18 protein-coding genes are annotated in these 19,130 nt (G+C 69.9%); 11 read left to right on the plus strand and 7 right to left on the minus strand.

Going from position 1 to position 19,130, the window contains the following annotated elements; all coding sequences use genetic code 11:
- Nucleotides 1-262 precede the first annotated feature (262 nt).
- The gene (locus ACFSZT_RS20205) at nt 263-721 is read left to right on the plus strand and encodes a PH domain-containing protein (RefSeq protein WP_377391465.1); all 459 of its coding nucleotides are present in this window, start codon (nt 263-265) and stop codon (nt 719-721) included.
- Here ACFSZT_RS20205 and ACFSZT_RS20210 read toward each other — a convergent pair.
- Nucleotides 712-1,932: an erythromycin esterase family protein gene (locus ACFSZT_RS20210; protein WP_377391468.1), complete on the minus strand. Its 1,221-nt coding sequence runs from the start codon at nt 1,930-1,932 to the stop codon at nt 712-714. The two genes, ACFSZT_RS20205 and ACFSZT_RS20210, sit on opposite strands and share 10 nt — an antisense overlap.
- A 111-nt stretch (nt 1,933-2,043) precedes the next feature.
- On the opposite strand from ACFSZT_RS20210, the gene ACFSZT_RS20215 reads away from it, so the two are divergent.
- A complete protein-coding gene (locus ACFSZT_RS20215; protein ID WP_377391471.1) occupies nt 2,044-2,748 on the plus strand; it encodes a MerR family transcriptional regulator in 705 nt (234 codons plus the stop codon).
- 113 nt (nt 2,749-2,861) lie between these two features.
- The gene (locus tag ACFSZT_RS20220) at nt 2,862-3,455 is read left to right on the plus strand and encodes a TetR/AcrR family transcriptional regulator (protein ID WP_377391474.1); all 594 of its coding nucleotides are present in this window, start codon (nt 2,862-2,864) and stop codon (nt 3,453-3,455) included.
- An 80-nt stretch (nt 3,456-3,535) separates the two neighbouring features.
- Here ACFSZT_RS20220 and ACFSZT_RS20225 read toward each other — a convergent pair whose 3' ends face one another.
- From ACFSZT_RS20225 to ACFSZT_RS20245, 5 genes are all read right to left on the minus strand, one after another.
- Nucleotides 3,536-5,887 (minus strand): MMPL family transporter, encoded by a 2,352-nt coding sequence (locus ACFSZT_RS20225; RefSeq protein ID WP_377391477.1) that lies wholly within the window; start codon nt 5,885-5,887, stop codon nt 3,536-3,538.
- Nucleotides 5,888-6,643: 756 nt separating this feature from the next.
- Nucleotides 6,644-6,826: a hypothetical protein gene (locus tag ACFSZT_RS20230; protein ID WP_377391480.1), complete on the minus strand. Its 183-nt coding sequence runs from the start codon at nt 6,824-6,826 to the stop codon at nt 6,644-6,646.
- Nucleotides 6,827-7,135: 309 nt separating this feature from the next.
- A complete protein-coding gene (locus tag ACFSZT_RS20235; RefSeq protein ID WP_377391483.1) occupies nt 7,136-8,665 on the minus strand; it encodes an aldehyde dehydrogenase (NADP(+)) in 1,530 nt (509 codons plus the stop codon).
- Complete coding sequence (locus tag ACFSZT_RS20240; protein ID WP_377391486.1) at nt 8,662-9,618, minus strand: C-terminal binding protein; 957 nt, start codon at nt 9,616-9,618, stop codon at nt 8,662-8,664. The genes ACFSZT_RS20235 and ACFSZT_RS20240 overlap by 4 nt, the downstream gene beginning before the upstream one ends.
- A complete protein-coding gene (locus tag ACFSZT_RS20245; protein ID WP_377391489.1) occupies nt 9,615-10,808 on the minus strand; it encodes a fumarylacetoacetate hydrolase family protein in 1,194 nt (397 codons plus the stop codon). The genes ACFSZT_RS20240 and ACFSZT_RS20245 overlap by 4 nt, the downstream gene beginning before the upstream one ends.
- 145 nt (nt 10,809-10,953) lie before the next feature.
- Between ACFSZT_RS20245 and ACFSZT_RS20250 the strand changes: the two genes are divergently transcribed.
- The 8 genes from ACFSZT_RS20250 (at nt 10,954) to ACFSZT_RS20285 (ending at nt 18,263) form a co-directional block, all read left to right on the plus strand.
- Nucleotides 10,954-11,673, plus strand: coding sequence for a FadR/GntR family transcriptional regulator (locus ACFSZT_RS20250; RefSeq protein WP_377391492.1), 720 nt, complete (start codon nt 10,954-10,956; stop codon nt 11,671-11,673).
- Between the two features lie 113 nt (nt 11,674-11,786).
- Nucleotides 11,787-13,250, plus strand: coding sequence for an aldehyde dehydrogenase family protein (locus ACFSZT_RS20255; protein WP_377391495.1), 1,464 nt, complete (start codon nt 11,787-11,789; stop codon nt 13,248-13,250).
- Nucleotides 13,251-13,293: 43 nt separating this feature from the next.
- Nucleotides 13,294-14,799: a xylulokinase gene (xylB, locus tag ACFSZT_RS20260; RefSeq protein WP_377391498.1), complete on the plus strand. Its 1,506-nt coding sequence runs from the start codon at nt 13,294-13,296 to the stop codon at nt 14,797-14,799.
- On the plus strand, nt 14,796-15,452 hold the full coding sequence (locus tag ACFSZT_RS20265) for an HAD family hydrolase (protein ID WP_377391500.1): 657 nt from the start codon (nt 14,796-14,798) through the stop codon (nt 15,450-15,452). The genes xylB and ACFSZT_RS20265 overlap by 4 nt, the downstream gene beginning before the upstream one ends.
- Nucleotides 15,436-16,197, plus strand: a complete 762-nt coding sequence (gene rpiA / locus ACFSZT_RS20270) for a ribose-5-phosphate isomerase RpiA (protein WP_377391503.1) — start codon at nt 15,436-15,438, stop codon at nt 16,195-16,197. Before ACFSZT_RS20265 ends, rpiA begins: the two co-directional genes overlap by 17 nt.
- Nucleotides 16,194-16,964, plus strand: a complete 771-nt coding sequence (locus ACFSZT_RS20275) for an SDR family NAD(P)-dependent oxidoreductase (protein WP_377391506.1) — start codon at nt 16,194-16,196, stop codon at nt 16,962-16,964. Before rpiA ends, ACFSZT_RS20275 begins: the two co-directional genes overlap by 4 nt.
- Before the next feature lie 99 nt (nt 16,965-17,063).
- A complete protein-coding gene (locus ACFSZT_RS20280; protein WP_377391509.1) occupies nt 17,064-17,792 on the plus strand; it encodes an MIP/aquaporin family protein in 729 nt (242 codons plus the stop codon).
- A 297-nt stretch (nt 17,793-18,089) separates the two neighbouring features.
- Nucleotides 18,090-18,263, plus strand: a complete 174-nt coding sequence (locus tag ACFSZT_RS20285) for a hypothetical protein (RefSeq protein WP_377391512.1) — start codon at nt 18,090-18,092, stop codon at nt 18,261-18,263.
- Nucleotides 18,264-18,305: 42 nt separating this feature from the next.
- On the opposite strand, the gene ACFSZT_RS20290 is transcribed toward ACFSZT_RS20285, so the two are convergent.
- Nucleotides 18,306-19,055 carry a hypothetical protein gene (locus ACFSZT_RS20290; protein ID WP_377391515.1) on the minus strand — a complete coding sequence of 250 codons (750 nt, stop codon included), beginning with the start codon at nt 19,053-19,055 and terminating at the stop codon, nt 18,306-18,308.
- Nucleotides 19,056-19,130 lie beyond the last annotated feature (75 nt).

The raw sequence follows: 19,130 nt of genomic DNA on the forward strand, positions 1-19,130 counted from the left end.
GTGTGCACCATAATCTGGACTCAATCAAGATTGGGGTGCCGGCGTGTCGGGACCCACGCCGCCGAGGCTCCGGACGGCGAGCCGGTGGCTCGCCGTCGGCGCGGTTCAGACCCGTGCCGCGACCGGTCGTGATGAACCGGGCGTCGCACCCGCCGGGTCGCAGACGGCTGGCCGCTGAACCGGAGGGGACAGCCGGGACAGCCGCACCTTGGTCCGGCCGGCTCAACGGCCGGCGGGCAGGCACCGGGGTCGGTTGTTGCAGGTGTCCACACCGGACACGACAATCCTCCACGACATCGGAGTCGTCCGGCAAGCAGCCATCGCTCCCCGTTGTCACCGTGGCCGGTTTCGAGAAGAGTGCCCTGTTCCAGCTCTCGACCTGCCCTATGTCGAGCGAATCCTCTCCGGCTTCACGGGGATTCGCGATTTCGTCGTCTTCACCGACAAGCGCCTGATCGCGGTCAATGTCCAGGGCATGACCGGAACGACGAAGGACTTGACCTCGCTTCCGTACAGCGAGACCAAGCTTTCTCCATCGCAACAGCGGGACCTTCGACGCCGAACTCGACCTGTGGTTCAGCGGGCTCGGCACGGTGCGACTCGAATTCCCGGGGAGTTCGGACATTCGCCAGCTCGGGGCATATCATCGCGTCCCACGTCCTGGAGCAGACGCCGAAACCGTGCCCGTTATCGGATCTCACCGACTACCGGCTACCAGTAGTGATGCCGGTGCCCGTCGGTGTCGGCGATGAAGATCACCGCGTCGGTTCCGTCCAACCCGGCCGGGTCGAGCGGGATGTGGCCGGGCACGATCGGTGTGCCCGCGCCGACCGACGGGGGTAGCGCGTCACGCAGAGCCTGTGCGGGGAACAGGGCGCGGCGCGTGGTGGCGTCGGCCAGCATGTGCTGGAGGGTGCCCGGATCGGCGTCCGGAGCGGCGTCGGTCGCGAGGACCACGTAGCGTTCGCCGAGGACGAGCCCGACGAGCGCGCCGGCGCTCCCCCAGCGCGCGGTGTCGTCGCCGATCGGAGGCTGCGAGCGCTGCAGGTGCGCGTTGTGCGCGAAGACCAGACTGGGCCCACGGTTCTGCTCCTGCGCGACGATCGCGAGCAGGTTCTCGGCCATCATCTCGGCGCGCAGGCCGAGCAGCGTCGCGATGCGATCGGGTGCGGGGCTCGCCATGGCCGCGTGGTAGCGCAGCAAGCCCTGGGCAGTGCGCGCGTGCGCGAGGGCATGGTCGTAGCCGGCCGGATCGGCGGGGCGCAGACCGGGTGCCGCGCGGCGCAGCGCACTGGCGAGGTCGTCGGCGACGATGCGCAGGGCACGCGCGCGGTCGGAGTCGCCGATGGACGCTGCGGGGTCGAACATGGCCGCCGGGCTCGTCCAGGCTGTGTCCTCGGCGTCCTCGCCGAGCAGAGCCTCGAGGTCACCGGCGGACCCGGGCCGCAGCGCCGGGGGCAGGTAGTCGACGACCGAGGACAGCGCGCGTCGCGGGCTCGGCGCCCCGGAGTACTCCACCGGCGCGTCGAAGCCGTGGAAGCGCACCCTCTCCGCCGGCGGACGGTCGGCGTTGTACGCGCGGAGCCATTCGACGAGCTCGCGGTTGCCCGGCACGGCCCCGAACCCGTGACTGAACCCGGTCGCGAGCACGGTGTCGATGTCCGCCGCTCCCCCGGCCACGTAGTCGTCGACGACGGATGCGGCGAAGAGGTCGGTCTCCAGCACCACCGACCGGAACCCCCGGCCGACGAGGTGGCCGAGGATGTCGTTGCGCAGCAACGGAAACGCCTCGATCCCGTGGGTCGGCTCGCCGAGGGCGAGCAGGGCCGGCGGCACGGACCGCGCGTCGAGCAGGTCGTCGAGAGCACGGCCCAGGTCGGCCGGGTCGTCGAGCCGGCGGCCGATGGCATGCAGTGCTGCGGCAGTGGACATGAACACCCCTTCTCCAAACTGATCTGCCCTCGACCGTATCGTTGAAGATTCGAGTGAAACTTCTGCGACAGCTGCCTGCGGGTTCTGCCGGGAACCTTCAAACGGAGGTGCATGCTGCGACCCATCGATCTCGCCCGGGAGCACGGGTTGTCCGCGCAGGCGATCCGCAACTACGGCGACGCGGGCGTCCTCCCGCCGACCGAGCGCAGCGAGACCGGCTACCGGCGCTACACGTCCCTGCACGCGCAGGCATTGCGTGCGTTTCTCGCGTTGCGCCGTGGCCACGGGCACCAGCAGGCGGTGGAGATCATGCGCGCGACGAACCGCGGCGACATCGAGTCCGCCTACCGGCTCATCGACGCCGCCCACGCCGCGCTGCTCGCCGAACGGGAGACCCGCACCGAGGTCGCGGCCGCACTGGGCGCCCTGTCCACCACCACGCCCAGCCCTGTCCACGGTCGACCGTTGACCGTGGGAGAACTCGCGCGCCGGCTCGGCGTACACCCGGCAACGCTGCGCACGTGGGAGGCCGAGGGCATCCTGCGCCCCGCACGCGACCGGGCCACGGGATATCGCGAATACGGACCGGAGGGCGTGCGCGACGCCGAGATCGCGCGCCAGCTCCGCCGCGGCGGGTACCGGCTGCACCAGGTCGCGCGGTTCCTCGAGTCGGTGCGCGAGGCGGGCGGAGCGGACGCGCTGACGACCTTCCTCGACTCCTGGCAGGACCGCCTCACCACGCGCAGTCGCGACCTTCTCGCCGGCGCGGCCCAGCTGGACGCCTACCTCACCCTGGTCGACCGGACGTCGCCGTAGCGGCCGATGGCCGCGCCCGTCCGGGATCCCGCAACCCTGGCCGTCGCAGGGAACCGCCGCTCACACCGTCGGTTAGAGTGTGGAGTCCCGCCGAGATCCTGGCCCGAGATGTCATGAGTGAGCACACCGACGCAGCCCGATCGACCCGCCGCAGCGGCGAGGAGCTGCGGGAGGCCATCCGTGATGCCGTGCGTGGCGAACTGTTCGCGCGGGGATACGCCGGGCTCACCTTCGACGGAGTCGCCCAGCGGGCGCACACGAGCAAGCCGGTGATCTACCGTCGCTATTCGACCCGCGCGCAGATGGTCATCGACGCATTGGTCCGGACCACTCCCCCGGACCTGCCCACAGAAACCACCGGCAGCCTCCGCGGCGACCTGATGGCACTGGGCGCCGCGCTCGCGCGCGGGGTCGAGCAGATCGGTGCCGACACGTTGCGGCGCCTCATCGCCGAGGTGGACGACGAGTTCCTGCCCGAGCTGGCGGAGCTCAGCTGGACCTCGGCCCAGGAGATGCTCGGGCACTTCCTCGAGGCCGCCCGCGACCGCGGCGAGATCAGCCAGGATCCCCTGCCGCGCCGGGTGGTCATGCTTCCCTTGATGCTGCTGCGTGACGAACTGCTGTTCAGCGACCAGGTCGACGAGGCCGCGGTGGCCGACATCGTCGACACGATCTGCCTGCCGCTGCTGTGCAGGCCCGCCTCGTAACGGCACTCGCCGGGCGGCAGGAACGCAGGGCTCCCTCCGCATCGCCTGATACGGAGGGAGCCCTGCGCTCTCTGAGGAGGTCAGACCCTGGAGACCTCGCGTTCGGCGGCATGGTCCTTGTAGTGGTCGGCGAGGTAGTCGCGCTCGAGCTTCTCGCCCTCGACGTCCACGTTGGGGACGATCCGGTCGAGCCAGCGCGGCATGTACCAGGCCTTCTCCTTCATCAGGTACATCAGCGCCGGGATGAGCAGCATCCGGATGACGAAGGCGTCGAAGACCACCGCGACCGCCAGCGCGAAGCCCATCGACTTGATGATGACGTCGTCCATGAGGATGAAGCCGGCGAACACCGAGGTCATGATGAGCGCGGCCGCGGTGACGACGCGGGCGGAGTTGCGGAAGCCGTCGACGATCGCTTCCTTGTACGACGCACCGTGCACGTGGGCCTCGCGGATCCGGGTCACCAGGAACACCTGGTAGTCCATGGCGAGACCGAACACCACACCGATCAGCAGGATCGGCATGAAGCTCACGATCGGGCCGCCGTCGAAGAGCCCGAACCAGCCTTGCTGGAACAGCGCCACCGTGACACCGAGCGTGGCCAGGATCGAGAGCAGGAAGCCCAGCGTCGCGGTGAGCGGCACCAGCAGTGACCGGAACACCACGACCAGCAGGATGAAGGCAAGCCCGACCACGATCGCCAGATAGGGCGCCAACGCGTCGTTCAACTTCTGCGAGATGTCGGCCATGATCGCCACCGTCCCGGTGACGGCCAGGTCGACGCCGGTCCGCTCCTCGATCGCCGCCTCACCCGCGCGGAGGTCGTCGAGCAGCCGCTCGGTGGCCTCGTCCTCCGGCCCCGTCTCCGGGTGGATGAGCACCATGGCGCCCTTGTCGTTGCCGGGAGCGGCGACGACATGGCGGACGCCGTCCTGCTGTGCGGCCCACTCCTGCGTCTGCTGGTAGGCCGCCTGCTGCGCCTGCGGATCGTCGGCGATGCCGCGGGCGTCCACGACGAGCATCAGCGGGTCGAGCCGGCCCGGGCCGAACGCGTCACTGATCAGCTCGCTGGCCTGGCGCCGCGAGCTGTCCTCGGGAGCGGTGGAGTCACTCGGCATACCGAGGCGCAGATCCTTGAACGGGATCGCGAACAGGCCCAGGACGATGACGACCAGCAGGGTCCACACCAGCGGCTTCTTGCCGACGAAACGCGACCAGCGGACGCCGTTGTTGAGGATGCGGCCGGAGTCCTCGCGCTTCGGGCGGTAGGAACGGAACGTCAGGCCGAACGTCGTGCCCTTCAGCATGCCGAGCACCGCCGGCAGCAGGGTCAGCGCGACGAACACCGCGATCACCACGGTGGCGGCGGCCGCCAGACCCATCGTCGTGAGGAACGGAATTCCGACGACACTCAGCGCCGCGAGCGCGATGACCACGGTCAGACCCGCGAACACGACCGCCGAACCCGCGGTCCCGACGGCGCGGCCGAGTGCGACCTGCCGATCGTCGGTGTGGTCCAGTTCGCTCCGGTAACGAGCCAGGATGAAGAGCGCGTAGTCGATGCCGACCGCCAGGCCGATCATCGTGGCCAGGATCGGCGTCGTCGACGAGATGTCGGTGAACGCTGTCATCCCGGTGATGCCCAGGGAGCCCAGTCCCACGCCGATGCCGGCGGTGACCACCGGCATGCCGGCCGACACCAGCGAACCGAACGTCAGCGCCAGGATGAGGAGCGCCATGACGATGCCGACCAGTTCGGCGGTGGCGCCGGAGAACTCCATCACCTGCATCCCCGAGCCGCGCACCTCCATCGTGAGGCCCGACTGCTCGGCGTTCTCCTCCACCACGCCGAGAATCTCGGTCTGCGTGGCCGGCTCGACGTCGGTGACCTTCTCGACCTCCAGCGCGAAGTCGATCAACCCGGTACGCCCGTCCTCGGACAGCGGCGAGGACGCGGCGAGCGTCGGCTTGATCTGCTCGAGCGCCGCCTCCCTGTCGAAGGGCCGGCCGGCGGCTTCGGCCTGCTGCTGGGCGGCCTGCAGCGCCTGCTGCTCGGTCGCGGCGGCGAGCTGGACCGGACCGAGGAGGTCGGTCTCGCCCTGGGGAACGGTGTCGACCTGCCGAAGGTCGGCGATCAGTCGATTCACGGCCTCGACGTTGTCCGGCTCGGCGAGCGTCTCGCCCTCGGGAGCCTGCACCACGATCTGGACGCTGGCCTCGTCCATCGGCGACGAGCCACCGTCCATCAACTCGGGGATGGTTTCGGCGGCTTCGACGGACTCGATACCCGGGATCGTGAACTGGTCGGACATCGGCTTCGACTGCGTCACGGCGAAGCCACCGACACCGACGAGCACGACGAGCCAGCCGATCAGGAAGAAGGGCCAGCGCCGATACGCGGTCTTTCCGAGGCGGTAGAGGAGTTGTGCCATGCGGGTTGTCGGCTCCCGGGTGAGTGATGATCGAACACGTCGTCAGTCGGTCAGCTGGTGCGCGTCGCCGTGCCGAAGCGATGCGCGCCGTTCGCGCGGGCGCCCATCCGGTGGGCAGCCGCCGGCGCCACAGGTGAGGCGCACGTCCACCCTCAACTCGCTGGATCCCCTCGACCCACGACGACCGGTCCCACCTGTCCGCGGCTCCGACCACAGGTAGATACGCATCGTTTCTTACGGGATGACGCCAGAGTACCTCACTCCTTCAGGCGACTTCACCGAAGCCGATCGCGGCCTGGGTCACACTTCGGGTGCTCAGAACTAGGCGCGCCGGCGCCGGCCATCCCCCGGTCGAGGCGATTCTGACGAGTGGCCGACTGCACGCTGCGACATGTCTCCGGCAGGCACGAGTCAAACTCGGACGCCGGGCTCACGTCCGCGCCATGCGGGACCGGAGACTCTTCACGCGCTCGGTATGGACGCTGTCCGTAACGGACGTGCGTGAGCCCGCGGCCCGGGTAACAGCGCGGGAACGTCGAGGGCGGTCTCCCTGCGGGCCAGGTCGGCGAGAAGCCTACGGCGGCGCACGGCCAGGGCGACCGGGTCGGCAGCCGTGCGGTAGATCGTGACACTCCGATGGAGTACTCCACACAGCTGGGTGCACCCGGCCGCCCACGGGGCCCACAGCGGATCGCGGTGCCGGCCCAGGTGCACCCCGGCCGGCACCCGGGCGTGGCCGGATCGCTACGGGCGAGCTCACTGGTTGTCGGTCTCGTAGATCCGGAGGAGCTCCTTCGAGAGGCGGACCGCCTCGGTGAGGTCACGCTGGACGATAGGTCCGTCGATGGCTTGCACCCGCTGGCGACAGTGCTCGAGGACGGCGATGGCGTCGGTGTACCAGTCGACGACGCTGCGAGGACGAGGTGGCGTGTTGGTCATGGCGTTCTCCCGTGCTGTGAGTGCCGGCCGACCGCTTCCCCCGATCGGCCGGCACACCCCAAACGTTAGAACGTATGTTCGAATCCCGCAACGGCGCCCGCGTCACACCGCAGGCCGTGACCAGCGGATTCCTGAGCGCGATCGGCCGGCGGAGAGATCGCGGTCGTCGCGCCGCCCTCCGCTTATGCCCGGGCATGGGAGGGAGAGCGCAGAGAGCGCATGGTCACCGGCGAGGGTGCGCCGGCGGTGAAGGCCACGCGACGACGTACCGACGATCCAAGCCAACCTGCCCGATTTCCCGAGCCGGAACTATCGCGCCTGCCCCGCGACGCCGCTCGTGGTCAGCACCCCGTCGACGCGCCGCAGGATGCCGAGCGGGTTGTCATCACGGAGCGCGGCGGGCAGCAGGGGCTCGGGCATGTCCTGGTAGGTGATCGGACGCAGGAACCGCCGGATCGCTGTGGCACCCACCGACGTGTGCAAGACGGCCGTGGTCGCGGGCCACGGGCCACCGTGGTGCTGCGACCAGGTCACCGCCACGCCCGTGGGCCACCCGTTGTAGATGAGTCGCCCAACTCTGGCTCCCAGCGCAGCCGCGGCGGAAGCGGCGCCGGGGTCGTCCGGCTCGGCGTGCAGGGTGCCCGTCAGCGCCCCAGGAATGAGAGCAAGGGCAGCCGCGAGTTCCTCCTCGGTCGAGTAGGTGACGAGAAGCGTCACCGGGCCGAAGCACTCCTCCGTCAGGACGGCGGCGTTGGCCAGGAACGTCCGCGCGTCGGCGGTCACCACTTGCGGGGCTACCCGGTGCCCGGCACCGGTCGGCTCCGGCACGTCCAGCAGGGCGCGCACTCCCGGCACCTTCAGCAGGCGTTGCAGACCCTCGCGGAATCCGGCTTCGATCCGCGCCGTGAGCAGCGGGGCGAGGTTCGCGGCGGCGACCCGCTCAGCGACCCGGCCAGGCAGGCCGGCCGCCTCGGGGACGAACACCAAGCCGGGCTTGGTACAGAACTGCCCGCTGCCGAGCATCGCGCTGCCCGCCAGGCCATCCGCGATGTCGTCGGGCCTGGCCTCGCCCGCGGCGGCCGTCACCACCACCGGGTTGATGCTGCCCAGCTCACCGTAGAACGGGATCGGATCGGGGCGGGACATGGCGATGTCGAACAGGGCGCGGCCACCACCGGGCGAACCGGTGAACGCGACAGCCGTAACCGCCGGATCCGCCACCAGGGCCCGGCCCGCCGCCTCGCCGTGCACCAGGGTCAGCACGCCCTCGGCTGCACCGGCGGCGGACAGGGCGGCGGCCAGGATCTCCGCGGTGCGCACCGACAGCCCCGGGTGCCCCGGGTGCGCCTTGACGACGACCGGGCAGCCGGCGGCGAGGGCGCTCGCCGTGTCGCCGCCCGCGACGGAGAAGGCGAAGGGGAAGTTGGATGCGGCGAACACCGCCACCGGCCCCAGCGGGACGAGCATGCGGCGCAGATCGGTGTGCGGGGGTACCGCCTCCGGATCGGGACTGTCGAGCGTGGCCTCGCAGAACGCGCCGTCCCGGAGCACTTCCGCGAACAGGTCGAATTGCGCGGCGGTGCGGGCCAGTTCGCCGGTAAGGCGCTGCCGACCGAGCGCGGTCTCGGTATCGGCCAGTGCCACCAGCTCGTCGGAGTGGTCCCGCAAAGCCTGGCCGAGAGCCGCGAGCACCGCGGCTCGCTCCTGGAAGGAGAGGCCGCCCAGCCACGGCGCGGCCTGTGCCGCCCGCGCACAGGCGTCGCGGATCTCCTCTGTTGTGGTGTCGGCGATCTCCGGTCCGACCGCGGCTCCGGTGCGGGGATCGATGGCGCGGCTCATCGGCTACCTCCTCCGGTGACGGGACAGCGCAACGGTTTCCCGGCCAGCGCCCGTTCGGCCTCCTCGGCGGCCAGCCGTTGCAGCGCAGCCAGCGAACTGTCCGAATAGAACGCAGCGTGCGGGGTGAACAGGATCTGCGGCAGGTCTCGCAGCGGTGAGTCCGCCGCGAGCGGCTCGGGGTCGAAGACGTCCAGCGCAGCCGCGGCCACCCGGCCGGCCCGCACCGCCCCGGCGAGCGCGTCGTGGTCGACCAGTCCACCACGTGACGTGTTGACCACGACCGCCCCCTCACGCATCCGGGAGAACGCCGCGGCATCGAGCAGGTGCCGCGTCCGCGGGGTCAGCGGTGCGTGCAGCGAGACGGCGTGTGACTCGTGTAGCAGCGTGTCCAGATCGGTGAGGGTGGGCCCGTCGGCGGGCTCGGCGTAGGGATCGTGGGCGAGCACGCGGAAACCGAACGCGGCGAGCCTGCGGTGCACCGCGAGCCCGATCCGGCCCAGACCGACCAGTCCGACCGTGGTGTCGGCGAAGCCGGGCAGCGACCCGAGGTCACGCGGGGCACACCACCCGGTCTCGCGGATGCGGCGATCGTAAGCCGGGATCTTCCGAAGCAGGGTCAGCAACAGGGCGACGGTGTGGTCGGCGACGGTGTCGCTGCCGTAGTCCGGGACCGTGGCCACCGAGACTCCACGCGCCTCGGCCGCGGCGACATCCACGTTGTCGTAGCCGATGCCGTAGCGGATCACCGTCGCGCCTGGCGCCATCGCCGCGAGCACAGCGTCCGTCACCGGGGCGAAGTTCACGAACGCCACGTCGGCGCCGGTCACCGCCTGGATCGTCTGCTCCTCGGTGCGGCAGGCATGCACCGAGAACTCCGCACCGAAGCGCTCGGCAACGGCAGCCTCCTCCTCCACCCCACCGAAAGCGTGATCGGTGACGACCACCCGGGTCATGAACCCACCTCCACCGTGGTGCGCAGCAGACCGCGCTCGGCGAGGTTCGCCATCAGCGCCCTGATGCCGAAGGTCCAGTCCTCGGCCGCCTCCGCGGTGGTGACGACGTTGACCAGGGTGCCCAGGGCCGGCGAGCTGATCGCGACGACGTCGCCCGGCCGGTGGGTGAAGCCCTGCCCCGGTTCGCCACGGTCCTCGGTCGGCGCGAACATCGTGCCGGTGAACAGAACGAACCCGTCGGGGTAGCTGTGGTGGTCCCCGTGCGCGTGCCGGACCAGGTCGGTGAGGTCCCGGCTGATCTCGCTCACCGGGTTCACGCCGTGCAGCGTGAACCCGTCGTCACCGGTGATGTCCAGCGCGACCTCGGTGGCTCGCGCGTCGTCCAAGGTGAAGTTGTCGTCGAACAGCCGCAGGAACGGGCCGATCGCACACGAGGCGTTGTTGTCCTTCGCCTCGGTGAGCAGGAGCGCGCTGCGCCCCTCGAAGTCGCGGAGGTTCACGTCGTTGCCCAGGGTGGCGGCGATCGGGGTGCCTGCCGAACTGACCGCGAGGACGAGCTCGGGCTCGGGATTGTTCCAGGTGGAGCGGGCCAGCACGCCGATCTCGGCGCCGGTGCCGACAGCGGACAGGACGGGCGCCTTGGTGAAGATCTCCGGGTCGGGACCGATGCCGACCTCGAGGTACTGGGACCACAAGCCCTCCTCGACCAGTACCTCCTTGACGCGGGCCGCCTCCGGCGATCCGGGACGCAGCTGGGCGATCCGGCCGCGGACGACCTCGGCGATCCGGGACCTGATCTCCTCGGCCCGGGCGGGGTCCCCCTTCGCACGCTCTTCGATCACGCGCTCGAGCATGCTGCGGACGAACGTCACGCCCGCCGCTTTGAGGACCTGCAGGTCGACCGGCGCGAGCAGGTGGGGAACGGTTCGGTCGCGCCGCAACGTGGCCTCGATCAGCGCGGACACCTCCCACTGACCACGACCCTCGTGCCCGCGGACGATCGACACCGCGTCGGGCAGGTCCAGCAGTTCGGACACCGTCGGGACGACGTGGGTCAGGTCCACGGCACGGTCGCCCCGGACCGCCGCCACACACGGTCCCCCGACCGCGGGATCGAACACACGGGCCACGAGGGTGGCCCGCTCGGCATCGGCGGGGAGCACGGCCCCGGCGTAGGCGTGCAAGTTCATGGATTGACAGCCCTCCTCGTCGCGCGCCCACCCGGGCGCCCGTCTGTCCTATCATCGTACAAATACGGGCGTCAATGAGACCGGCCGTCCGCCTTCAAGACGCACAGCAGGAACCACGCGGGCGGGTTTGTCGTACGATCTGCGAATGGCCGAAGCACTCCACAAGCGCCTCTCGGAAACGCTCGCGGACAAGCTGCAGGACGAGATCGTGCGATTGGCACCCGGCGAGCGCCTTCCGACGGAAGCCGACCTCGCCCGTCGCTTCGACGTCTCGCGCACCGTGGTGCGGGAAACGGCACGGCTGCTGATCCAGCGCGGGCTGGTCACCGTGAAGCCCGGTCGCGGCATGACGGTCGCGGAGCTGGACGGACGGCTGATCGCCGAGCAGTACGGCCTACTGATGCGGCGCAGCGAGGGCTCGTTCGCCCAACTCCTCGAACTGCGCCTGGTACTGGAGGTCGAGATGGCACAATTGGCCGCTGCTCGACGCACCGACCAGCACCTCACCGACCTCGACGAAGCCAACCGGCGGCTGGCCGACGCGCTCGACCGCCCCGAGGCCCGCGACGAATTCCTGGACGCCGACCTGCGGTTCCACGAAATCGTGGCGACGGCGAGCGGCAACCCGTTCTTCTCCCTGGTGATCCGCCCGCTCAACGGCTTCCTGCGCGACACCTATCGCACCGGGCCCGGATATCCGTCCGAGGCAGCCAACACACTGGAAGAGCACGTACAGATCGCCGAGGCCATCGCCGCCGGCGACCCATCGCGTGCGCGCTTCGCCACCGAGAACCACCTCCGCCGTGTCATGCGGCACAGCGACCGCCTGCTGGCGGAGAACCGGGCGATCACGACCCACAGCTGAGCCGGCGTCATTAACCCTCTTGCGCGACGAAGCCGCCCGTTCTAAGGTCCGATCATCATACAAAGATCGCACCGCTGCCGCGGACAGTCCGCGTGCACCAGGGAGTTGACGCAATGCAGCCCGATGACTCCGTCGACGCTGACCACTCCGTGCTCGTCTGCCGGAACTTCGTCGCGGGAACCTGGCAGGACACCGCGGGACCGGGAATCGAACGGGCCAATCCCGCCACCGGCAGAGTCGTCGCGGTAGCCCCACGCTCCACCGCCACGGAGGTCGACGCGGCCGTCCGCGCCGCTGCCGACGCCTTCCGCGGCTGGCGCCGCGCCGTGCCGGCCGAACGCGCCGCGTGCCTGCACCGGCTCGCGGAAACCTGCGCCGGCCGGGTGGACGACCTCGCCACAGCGATCACTCGCGAGCAGGGCAAGCCTCTGGACGAGGCCCGGGGCGAAGTCCGCAAGTTCATCACCGCGCTGCACTACTACGCCGAAGAGGCCACCCGCGTCTACGGCCGCACGATCCCGAACGACGCTCCCGGTTTCACCAGCATCGTGGAGAAGGAACCCATCGGCGTCGTCGCCGGGATCGTGCCGTGGAACTACCCCATCGAGCTCATCGGCTGGAAGCTCGCCGGTGCCGTCGCGGCCGGGTGCACGATCGTGCTCAAGCCGTCCGAGTACACCCCGGGATGCGCGCAAGTCCTGTCCGAGTGCCTCGCCGGGACACTGCCCCCGGGCGTGGTCAACGTCGTGTTCGGGGACGGCTCCACCGGGCAGGCGCTGGTCGCACACCCCCAGATCGCGAAAGTGGCCTTCACCGGCTCGATGGCGACCGGGCAGGCGCTGTACCGTGCGGTCACCGGAATCACCGGGCTGTCGCTTGAACTCGGCGGAAGCTGCCCGATGATCGTCACCGGCACGGCAGACGTGCCCGAGGCGGTGCGTGGGGCCACTCGCCGCGCATTCCGCAACGCCGGCCAGATCTGCATCGCGATCAACCGAATCTACGTGCACGACTCGGTCTACGACGACTTCGTCGACGGGCTCGCGGCCGCGGCGGACGCGCTCACCGTCGCCGACGGGCTGGCCAACCCGTCCGCCGACGTCGGCTCGCTGACGATGGACGAGACCTACCGGCGCACACTCGACCACATCGCGGACGCGGAGAAGCGTGGCGCACGGATCGTGGCAGGCGGCGGACCGCTGGACGGCCCCGGTTTGTTCCTGCGCCCCACCGTGATCGCCGACGCGCCCGACGACGCGCTTGTCATGACCGAGGAAACGTTCGGTCCCGCCGTCGGTGTCGCCCGCTTCACCGACCTGGCCGACGCGATCGACCGGGCCAACCGCGTGCCCGGCGGCCTCGCCGCGTACGCCTACACCACCGACACCCGCGAAACCTTCACGCTCGCGGGCGACCTGGACTTCGGCAACGTCGCCATCAACAACGTGGACGCCGGGATCATCAACGCGCCCTACGGGGGCCGCCGCGAGAGCGGGTTCGGGTCCGAGCACGGCCCCGAAGGCCTCGAGTCCTACCTCCAGCTCAAGCACGTGAGACTTCGCCACGGCGCGCGATGACGCGCGGAAAGCGCAATGACGCGCGAGAAAGGACAACACGAACATGCTGATCGGCATCGACCTGGGTACCTCGGCGTGCAAGGTCATCGCGGTGTCACGGTCCGGTGAGGTGGTCGCCAAAGCGCTACGCGACTACCCCGTGCACACCACCCATCCCGGCTGGGCGGAGCAGGACCCCGCCGATTGGTGGGCGGCCACCGACGAGGCGCTCGCCGCCCTCACCGCGAGCTTGCCCGATCGCGGCCGAGAGGTGACGGGGATCGGCCTGTGCGGGCAGATGCACGGGCTGACGGCCTTGGACGGCGCGGGTGAACCGTTGCGACGAGCGATCCTGTGGAACGACCAGCGCGCCGCACGGGAGTGCGAGTGGATCACCGAACGAGCCGGCGGCCTGGACGAGCTGCTGCGCATGACCCGCAACCGGATGCTGCCCGGCTTCACCGGCTGCAAGATCGTGTGGTTCCGCGACCACGAGCCGGACCTGTTCGCCCGGACTCGCCGCATCCTCAACCCCAAGGACTACCTGCGGCTCCGGCTGACCGGTGAGTACGCCACCGACGTCTCCGACGCCTCGGGCACCGGCCTGTTCGACGTCGCCCACCGCCGCTGGTCCGACGAACTGCTCGGGCTCCTCGGCATCGACCGCGCACTGCTGCCCGACGTCGTCGAGTCGGTCGAGGCCACCGGCGCCGTGCTGCCCGCACTCGCCGCCCGATGGAACCTTCCCGAAGGTACGCCGGTGTTCGGGGGCGGTGGTGACGCGGTCATCCAGACCACCGCGATGGGCCTGCTCGACACCGGGCCGGTCGGGTTCACGATCGGCACCGCCGGCATCGTGGCCGGCGGGGCGTCCCGGTGTCCGGACAACCCCGGTGGACGGGTGCAGGTCTCCTGCGGCAACGAGCCGGGCCGCTGGCACGTGATGGGGGTTTCGCTCAGCGCGGGCGGGGCCTTCCAGTGGCTGCGCGACGCGCTGGCCCCCGCCACCACCGCCGACCCGGTCACCCTGGAACGGCTGTCCAAGCTCGCCCGCGAGATCGGCCCCGGCTCCGAAGGCCTGTTGTTCCTGCCGTACCTGCTCGGCGAACGTTCGCCGCACGTCGCCCCCGAGGCGTCGGCGAGCTGGGTGGGACTCACCCCGATGCACCACCTGGGCCACATCGCGCGCAGCGTGATGGAAGGCGTCGTGCTGAACATGCGGGAGATCCTCGAGGTCTACCGACAGGCGGGGCTACCGTGCGACCGGGTGGTGGCCTCGGGCGGCGCGACCAAGGAACCGCTGTGGCTGCAGATCCTCGCCGACATCCTCAACAGGGAAACCGTCACCGTCACCGGGGTCACCGAAGGCGGCGCCTACGGTGCCGCGCTGGCCGCCGGAGTGGGAATCGGCTGGTGGCGGGATCTCAGCCAGGCCGTCGGGATGCTGGCCGTGGAGCAGACCTTCACCCCCGACCCCGCCGCCGTCGCGGTCTACGACCACATCTTCCAGCGCCACCGGCGGCTGTACGAGGGCCTGCGCCCGCTGTTCACCGAAACGGTGCCGGCGTGACGCGGGCAGTGGTGCTCGACCTGGACGGCACGCTGGTCGACAGCGCCCCGGACATCGCCCGGGCACTCACCTGCGCACTGACCGCCCACGGTCTGCCCGGGATCGACACCGACCGGGTTCGGGCTCTGCTGGGCGGCGGTGCCGAGGAGCTCGTCCGCGGTGCCCTGGACGCGGTCGGCGGTGATCCCGCACTCGCCGGGCCGGTTCTGGACGCGTACTCCAGGGCCTACCGGGCGGAACCGGCAGCGGCGACCACCGTGCACGCCGACGCCCGCGAAGCTCTCCAATCGTTGCGGGACAAGGGAATCCGAATCGGGGTCTGCACCAACAAACGCACCGGCCTGTCCCACGACGTCCTCGCCGCCACCGGGCTCGCCCCGCTGGTCGACGTGGTCGTCGGGATCGACGCGGTACCCGCGGGCAAGCCCGACCCAGGGCATCTCCAGGCCGCGCTCACCGCGCTGGAGGTCTCCCCCGCCGACGCGCTCTACGTCGGCGACACCGGCATCGACGCGCTCACCGCACAGCGAGCCGGGGTGCCCTATCGGCACGTGTCCTGGGGACGCCCGCTCTCCAGCGTTACCACCATCGACACCTTCGGCGCACTGGCCGAGGGCTTAACGGACAAGGAGTTCCATGCAACCGAGCAGTGAGCAGGACCGGGCCAAGTGGGCGGCCGGAGTCGGCGCCATCGAAACCTACGTCCAGGATGGAATGAAGCTGGGCCTGGGTTCGGGGACGACCTCGCACTGGTTCGTCCGCGCGCTCGGCAAGGCGGTGGCCGACGGCCTCGACGTCGTCGGGGTGCCGACCTCCACCGCCACCCGGGACCTCGCCATCGAGGGCGGAGTGCCGCTGACCACCCTCGCCGAGGCAGTCCGGCTGGACCTCACGATCGACGGTGCCGACGAGATCGACCACAACGGCGCCATGATCAAGGGTGGCGGCGCCTGCCTGCTGTGGGAACGCATCGTGGCCGACGCGTCGGAGCGGATGGTCGCGGTGGTGGACGACAGCAAGCTCGTCCCCACGCTGGGCGCATTCCCGCTGCCGATCGAGGTCATCCCCTATGAGTGGGAATCCACGAAACGCTCGATCGCCCGGTTGCTGGACAAACTCGGCCATCCCGCCGCCGACCTGATGCTGCGCACCCGTGACGGCGCGCCAGTCGTCACCGACAGCGGCAACTACCTCATCGACGCCCATCTGAAGTCCATCGCCGATCCGCTGGCGATCGACGCCCAGCTCAACTGGATCCCCGGCGTGGTCGAAAACGGCCTGTTCACCGGCATCGCGGACGAGATGGTCGTCGGACGCGCCGACGGCACCTACGACGTCCGTGACTGCGGCAGCGCACCTACCGCACGCCCGACCACAACCCCGCGAGGTGACCGATGACCGGCACGACCCCGACCCTGCCCGTGTTTTCCCTGGCCGGCCGCACGGCCATCGTGACCGGTGGTGCCCAGGGCATCGGCGAAGCCATCGTCGCCGCCCTGCGCGACTCCGGCGCCCGGGTGTTCATCTGCGACATCAACCCCGATGTCGGCAAGGCCACCGCAGAACGGCTCGGCGTCGACTTCATCGCCGCGGACGTCACCGACTCCGCCGCCGTCGAGGCCGCGTTCGACCACGTGGTCGCCACCGCCGGCCGGATCGACATCGCCGTGAACAACGCCGGCATCGTGCACAACCATCCCAGCGAGTCGCTCACCGATCACGACTGGCGCAAAGTGCTCGCCGTCAACCTCGACGGAGTGTTCCACTGCTGCCGCGCCGCAGGTTCGCGGATGCTCGCCCAGGGCGGCGGGAGCATCGTCAACACCGGCAGCATGAGCGGGCACATCAGCAACTTCCCGCAGCCGCAGGCCGCCTACAACGCGGCGAAGGCGGGGGTCATCCACCTCACGAAGTCGCTGGCGGGAGAGTGGGCCGGCCGCGGCGTCCGGGTCAACTCAGTGTCCCCCGGCTACGTCGGCACCGAACTGACCCAGCGCGGGATGGACAACGAGGAGTGGCGCCGCGCATGGCTCGCGGGCACCCCGATGAAGCGGGTCGCTACACCGGCCGAGATCGCGCCCGCAGTGGTCTTCCTGGCCTCCGACGCGGCCAGCTTCTGCACCGGCACCGACCTCGTGGTCGACGGCGGCTACACCATCTGGTGATCCGGCGCTGATCCAGCCCCTCCACCGCTCGGCGGCGGTTCCGCCCTGCGGGTCTGCACCCTGCCCGGAAACGGGCACGAACCACTTCAGGAGAACTCGATGGGGAGCATCTTCGTTTCCGAGCTGATCGGCACAGCTCTGCTTGTGCTGCTCGGCTGTGGGGTTGTCGCCAACGTCGCCCTTACCGGGTCGAAGGGATATGGCGGTGGCTGGCTGCTGATCAGTTTCGGCTGGGGCCTCGCCGTGTTCGCGGGGGTCTACACCGCCGCCCGTTCCGGAGCCCACCTCAACCCAGCCGTCACGCTCGGCCTGTGGATCGCTGGGCAGGACTTCGCACCTGGCGTCGCCGGGGATCTATCACACGCCGCCGTCTACGCGGCAGGCCAGCTCACCGGCGCGATGGCCGGCGCCGTCCTCGTCTACCTGTGCTACAAGAAGCACTTCGACGTCGAGACCGACAGCGACGCCGTACTGGGCGTGTTCGTCACCGGGCCGGCGATCCGGAAGCCCGCGTGGAATGTCGTCACCGAAACGATCGCCACCTTCGTCCTGGTCTACGTGGTTCTGCTCCTCGGCGGGACACCGTCTGGGCTCGGCCCGCTCGCCGTCGCCCTTCTGGTCGTCGGCATCGGAGCGTCCCTCGGCGGCCCGACCGGTTACGCCCTCAACCCGGCACGCGACCTCGGCCCGCGCATCGTCCACACCATCCTGCGGCTCGGCCGCAAGACCGGATCGGACTGGGCATACGCGTGGATCCCCGTGGCAGGACCGTTCATCGGTGGCCTCATCGCCGGCCTGACCTACCACGTCAGCCCGATGCCGCTCTGAGACCGGCCAACTCTCGGGCTCGCCAGCACGGACGCTCATCCGGAGCCGCAGATGCGCCACGTGGCAGTTGTCCAGACGAGGTTGGGGTGGTGACTACCGGCAAGAGCTGGGAGTCGCGCTCGTGAGCAGGGTCGTCTCGGGACCGTCGCTTCGACCCGCTACGACCGACTCGGTCACTGCGACGGCTTCGTGGTGTAGCGCGAGGGGAAGTCCGCCGGACGGCGTTTCCGCGAATGCCCTCAGTCCTTCGTGGGCGTCGGGTGAGGTGAAGGCCTGCTGTCCGTACAGCGCCTCGCTGTGGAAAGCCAGCTCCTGTGGGAGGTCACCGAGGCCGCCGGTGTCGACCCCGAGTCGATCGCCGCCTTCGACGCCGCCAACGGCCTTGGCCTTGGCCGTGGACAGGCCGCTCACATGATCGAGAACGTGACCGCGATCCTCGGTGTCCGCCAGGCGGCGCGACGAACTTCGTGATCAACGGAGCCGACGTGCTCGAGCCCGGCCAGACGGCCGGCGTCAGCGCGGGTGGTCGCCGAGCAATCCGTCCACGATGAGCTCGGCAAGTTGGCGCGCGGTGCGCTCCTGGCTTTCCCGGGTGACCGGCTGCGGCCGGCCGAGTCGCTGCGCGAGCGGCACTTGCACGAGTCCGGCGACAGGGCTGATCACGACGAAGGAGAGCACATCCATGGGCACGGTGGGCATACGGCCCGCTGCCATGAGCCGTTCGACGGCCGCAATGAGCGGCGCCAGCGTCGGCTCCACGTACTTCTCGTACAGGTAATCCAGCCGCTCCGACTCACGGCCGAACTCGTCGGCCAGCAGGCGACCGAGCAGCGAGGCCTCCACAGCGGACTGGTAGAAGTGGACGATCACCGCACGAACCCGCTCGGCAACGTCCACATCGGCTTCGAGCAGCCGCTCAAGCGCTGCCGGACCGCGGCGACCATCTCCGCGGTGTGGATCCACGGGTTGCCCGTGATCCTTCCCATTCGATGTCGACCGGACCGTCGTAACCGCTCGTCGCCACAATCCCGAACGCCCGGTCCAGGTCGCGGGCGCAAGGACGAGGTGGCGGAGCGCCATGCGGTTGTGAGCGAGCGCATGGTCGCACGGCCCGTGAACGAAGTCGCACCCTGAAGTTTTGTTGTACGCCACGATGTCGGTGTCCCGGTAGTCCCGGGTGTCGTCGAGGTGCCGGCAATCCTTGCGTCGGCGTCGCGTCATACTTGAACGCCTGTCGCGCGTCCACATTTGATCGATGATCACTATCAATCAATCGCAACAAAGTCTTTGTCTTCAATCACTGTTGTCCTTACCGTGAGCAGACTGGCGGCAAGGTCA

Origin of the sequence: Prauserella oleivorans, assembly GCF_042685745.1 — a bacterium.
Classification (GTDB): domain Bacteria; phylum Actinomycetota; class Actinomycetes; order Mycobacteriales; family Pseudonocardiaceae; genus Prauserella_A; species Prauserella_A oleivorans.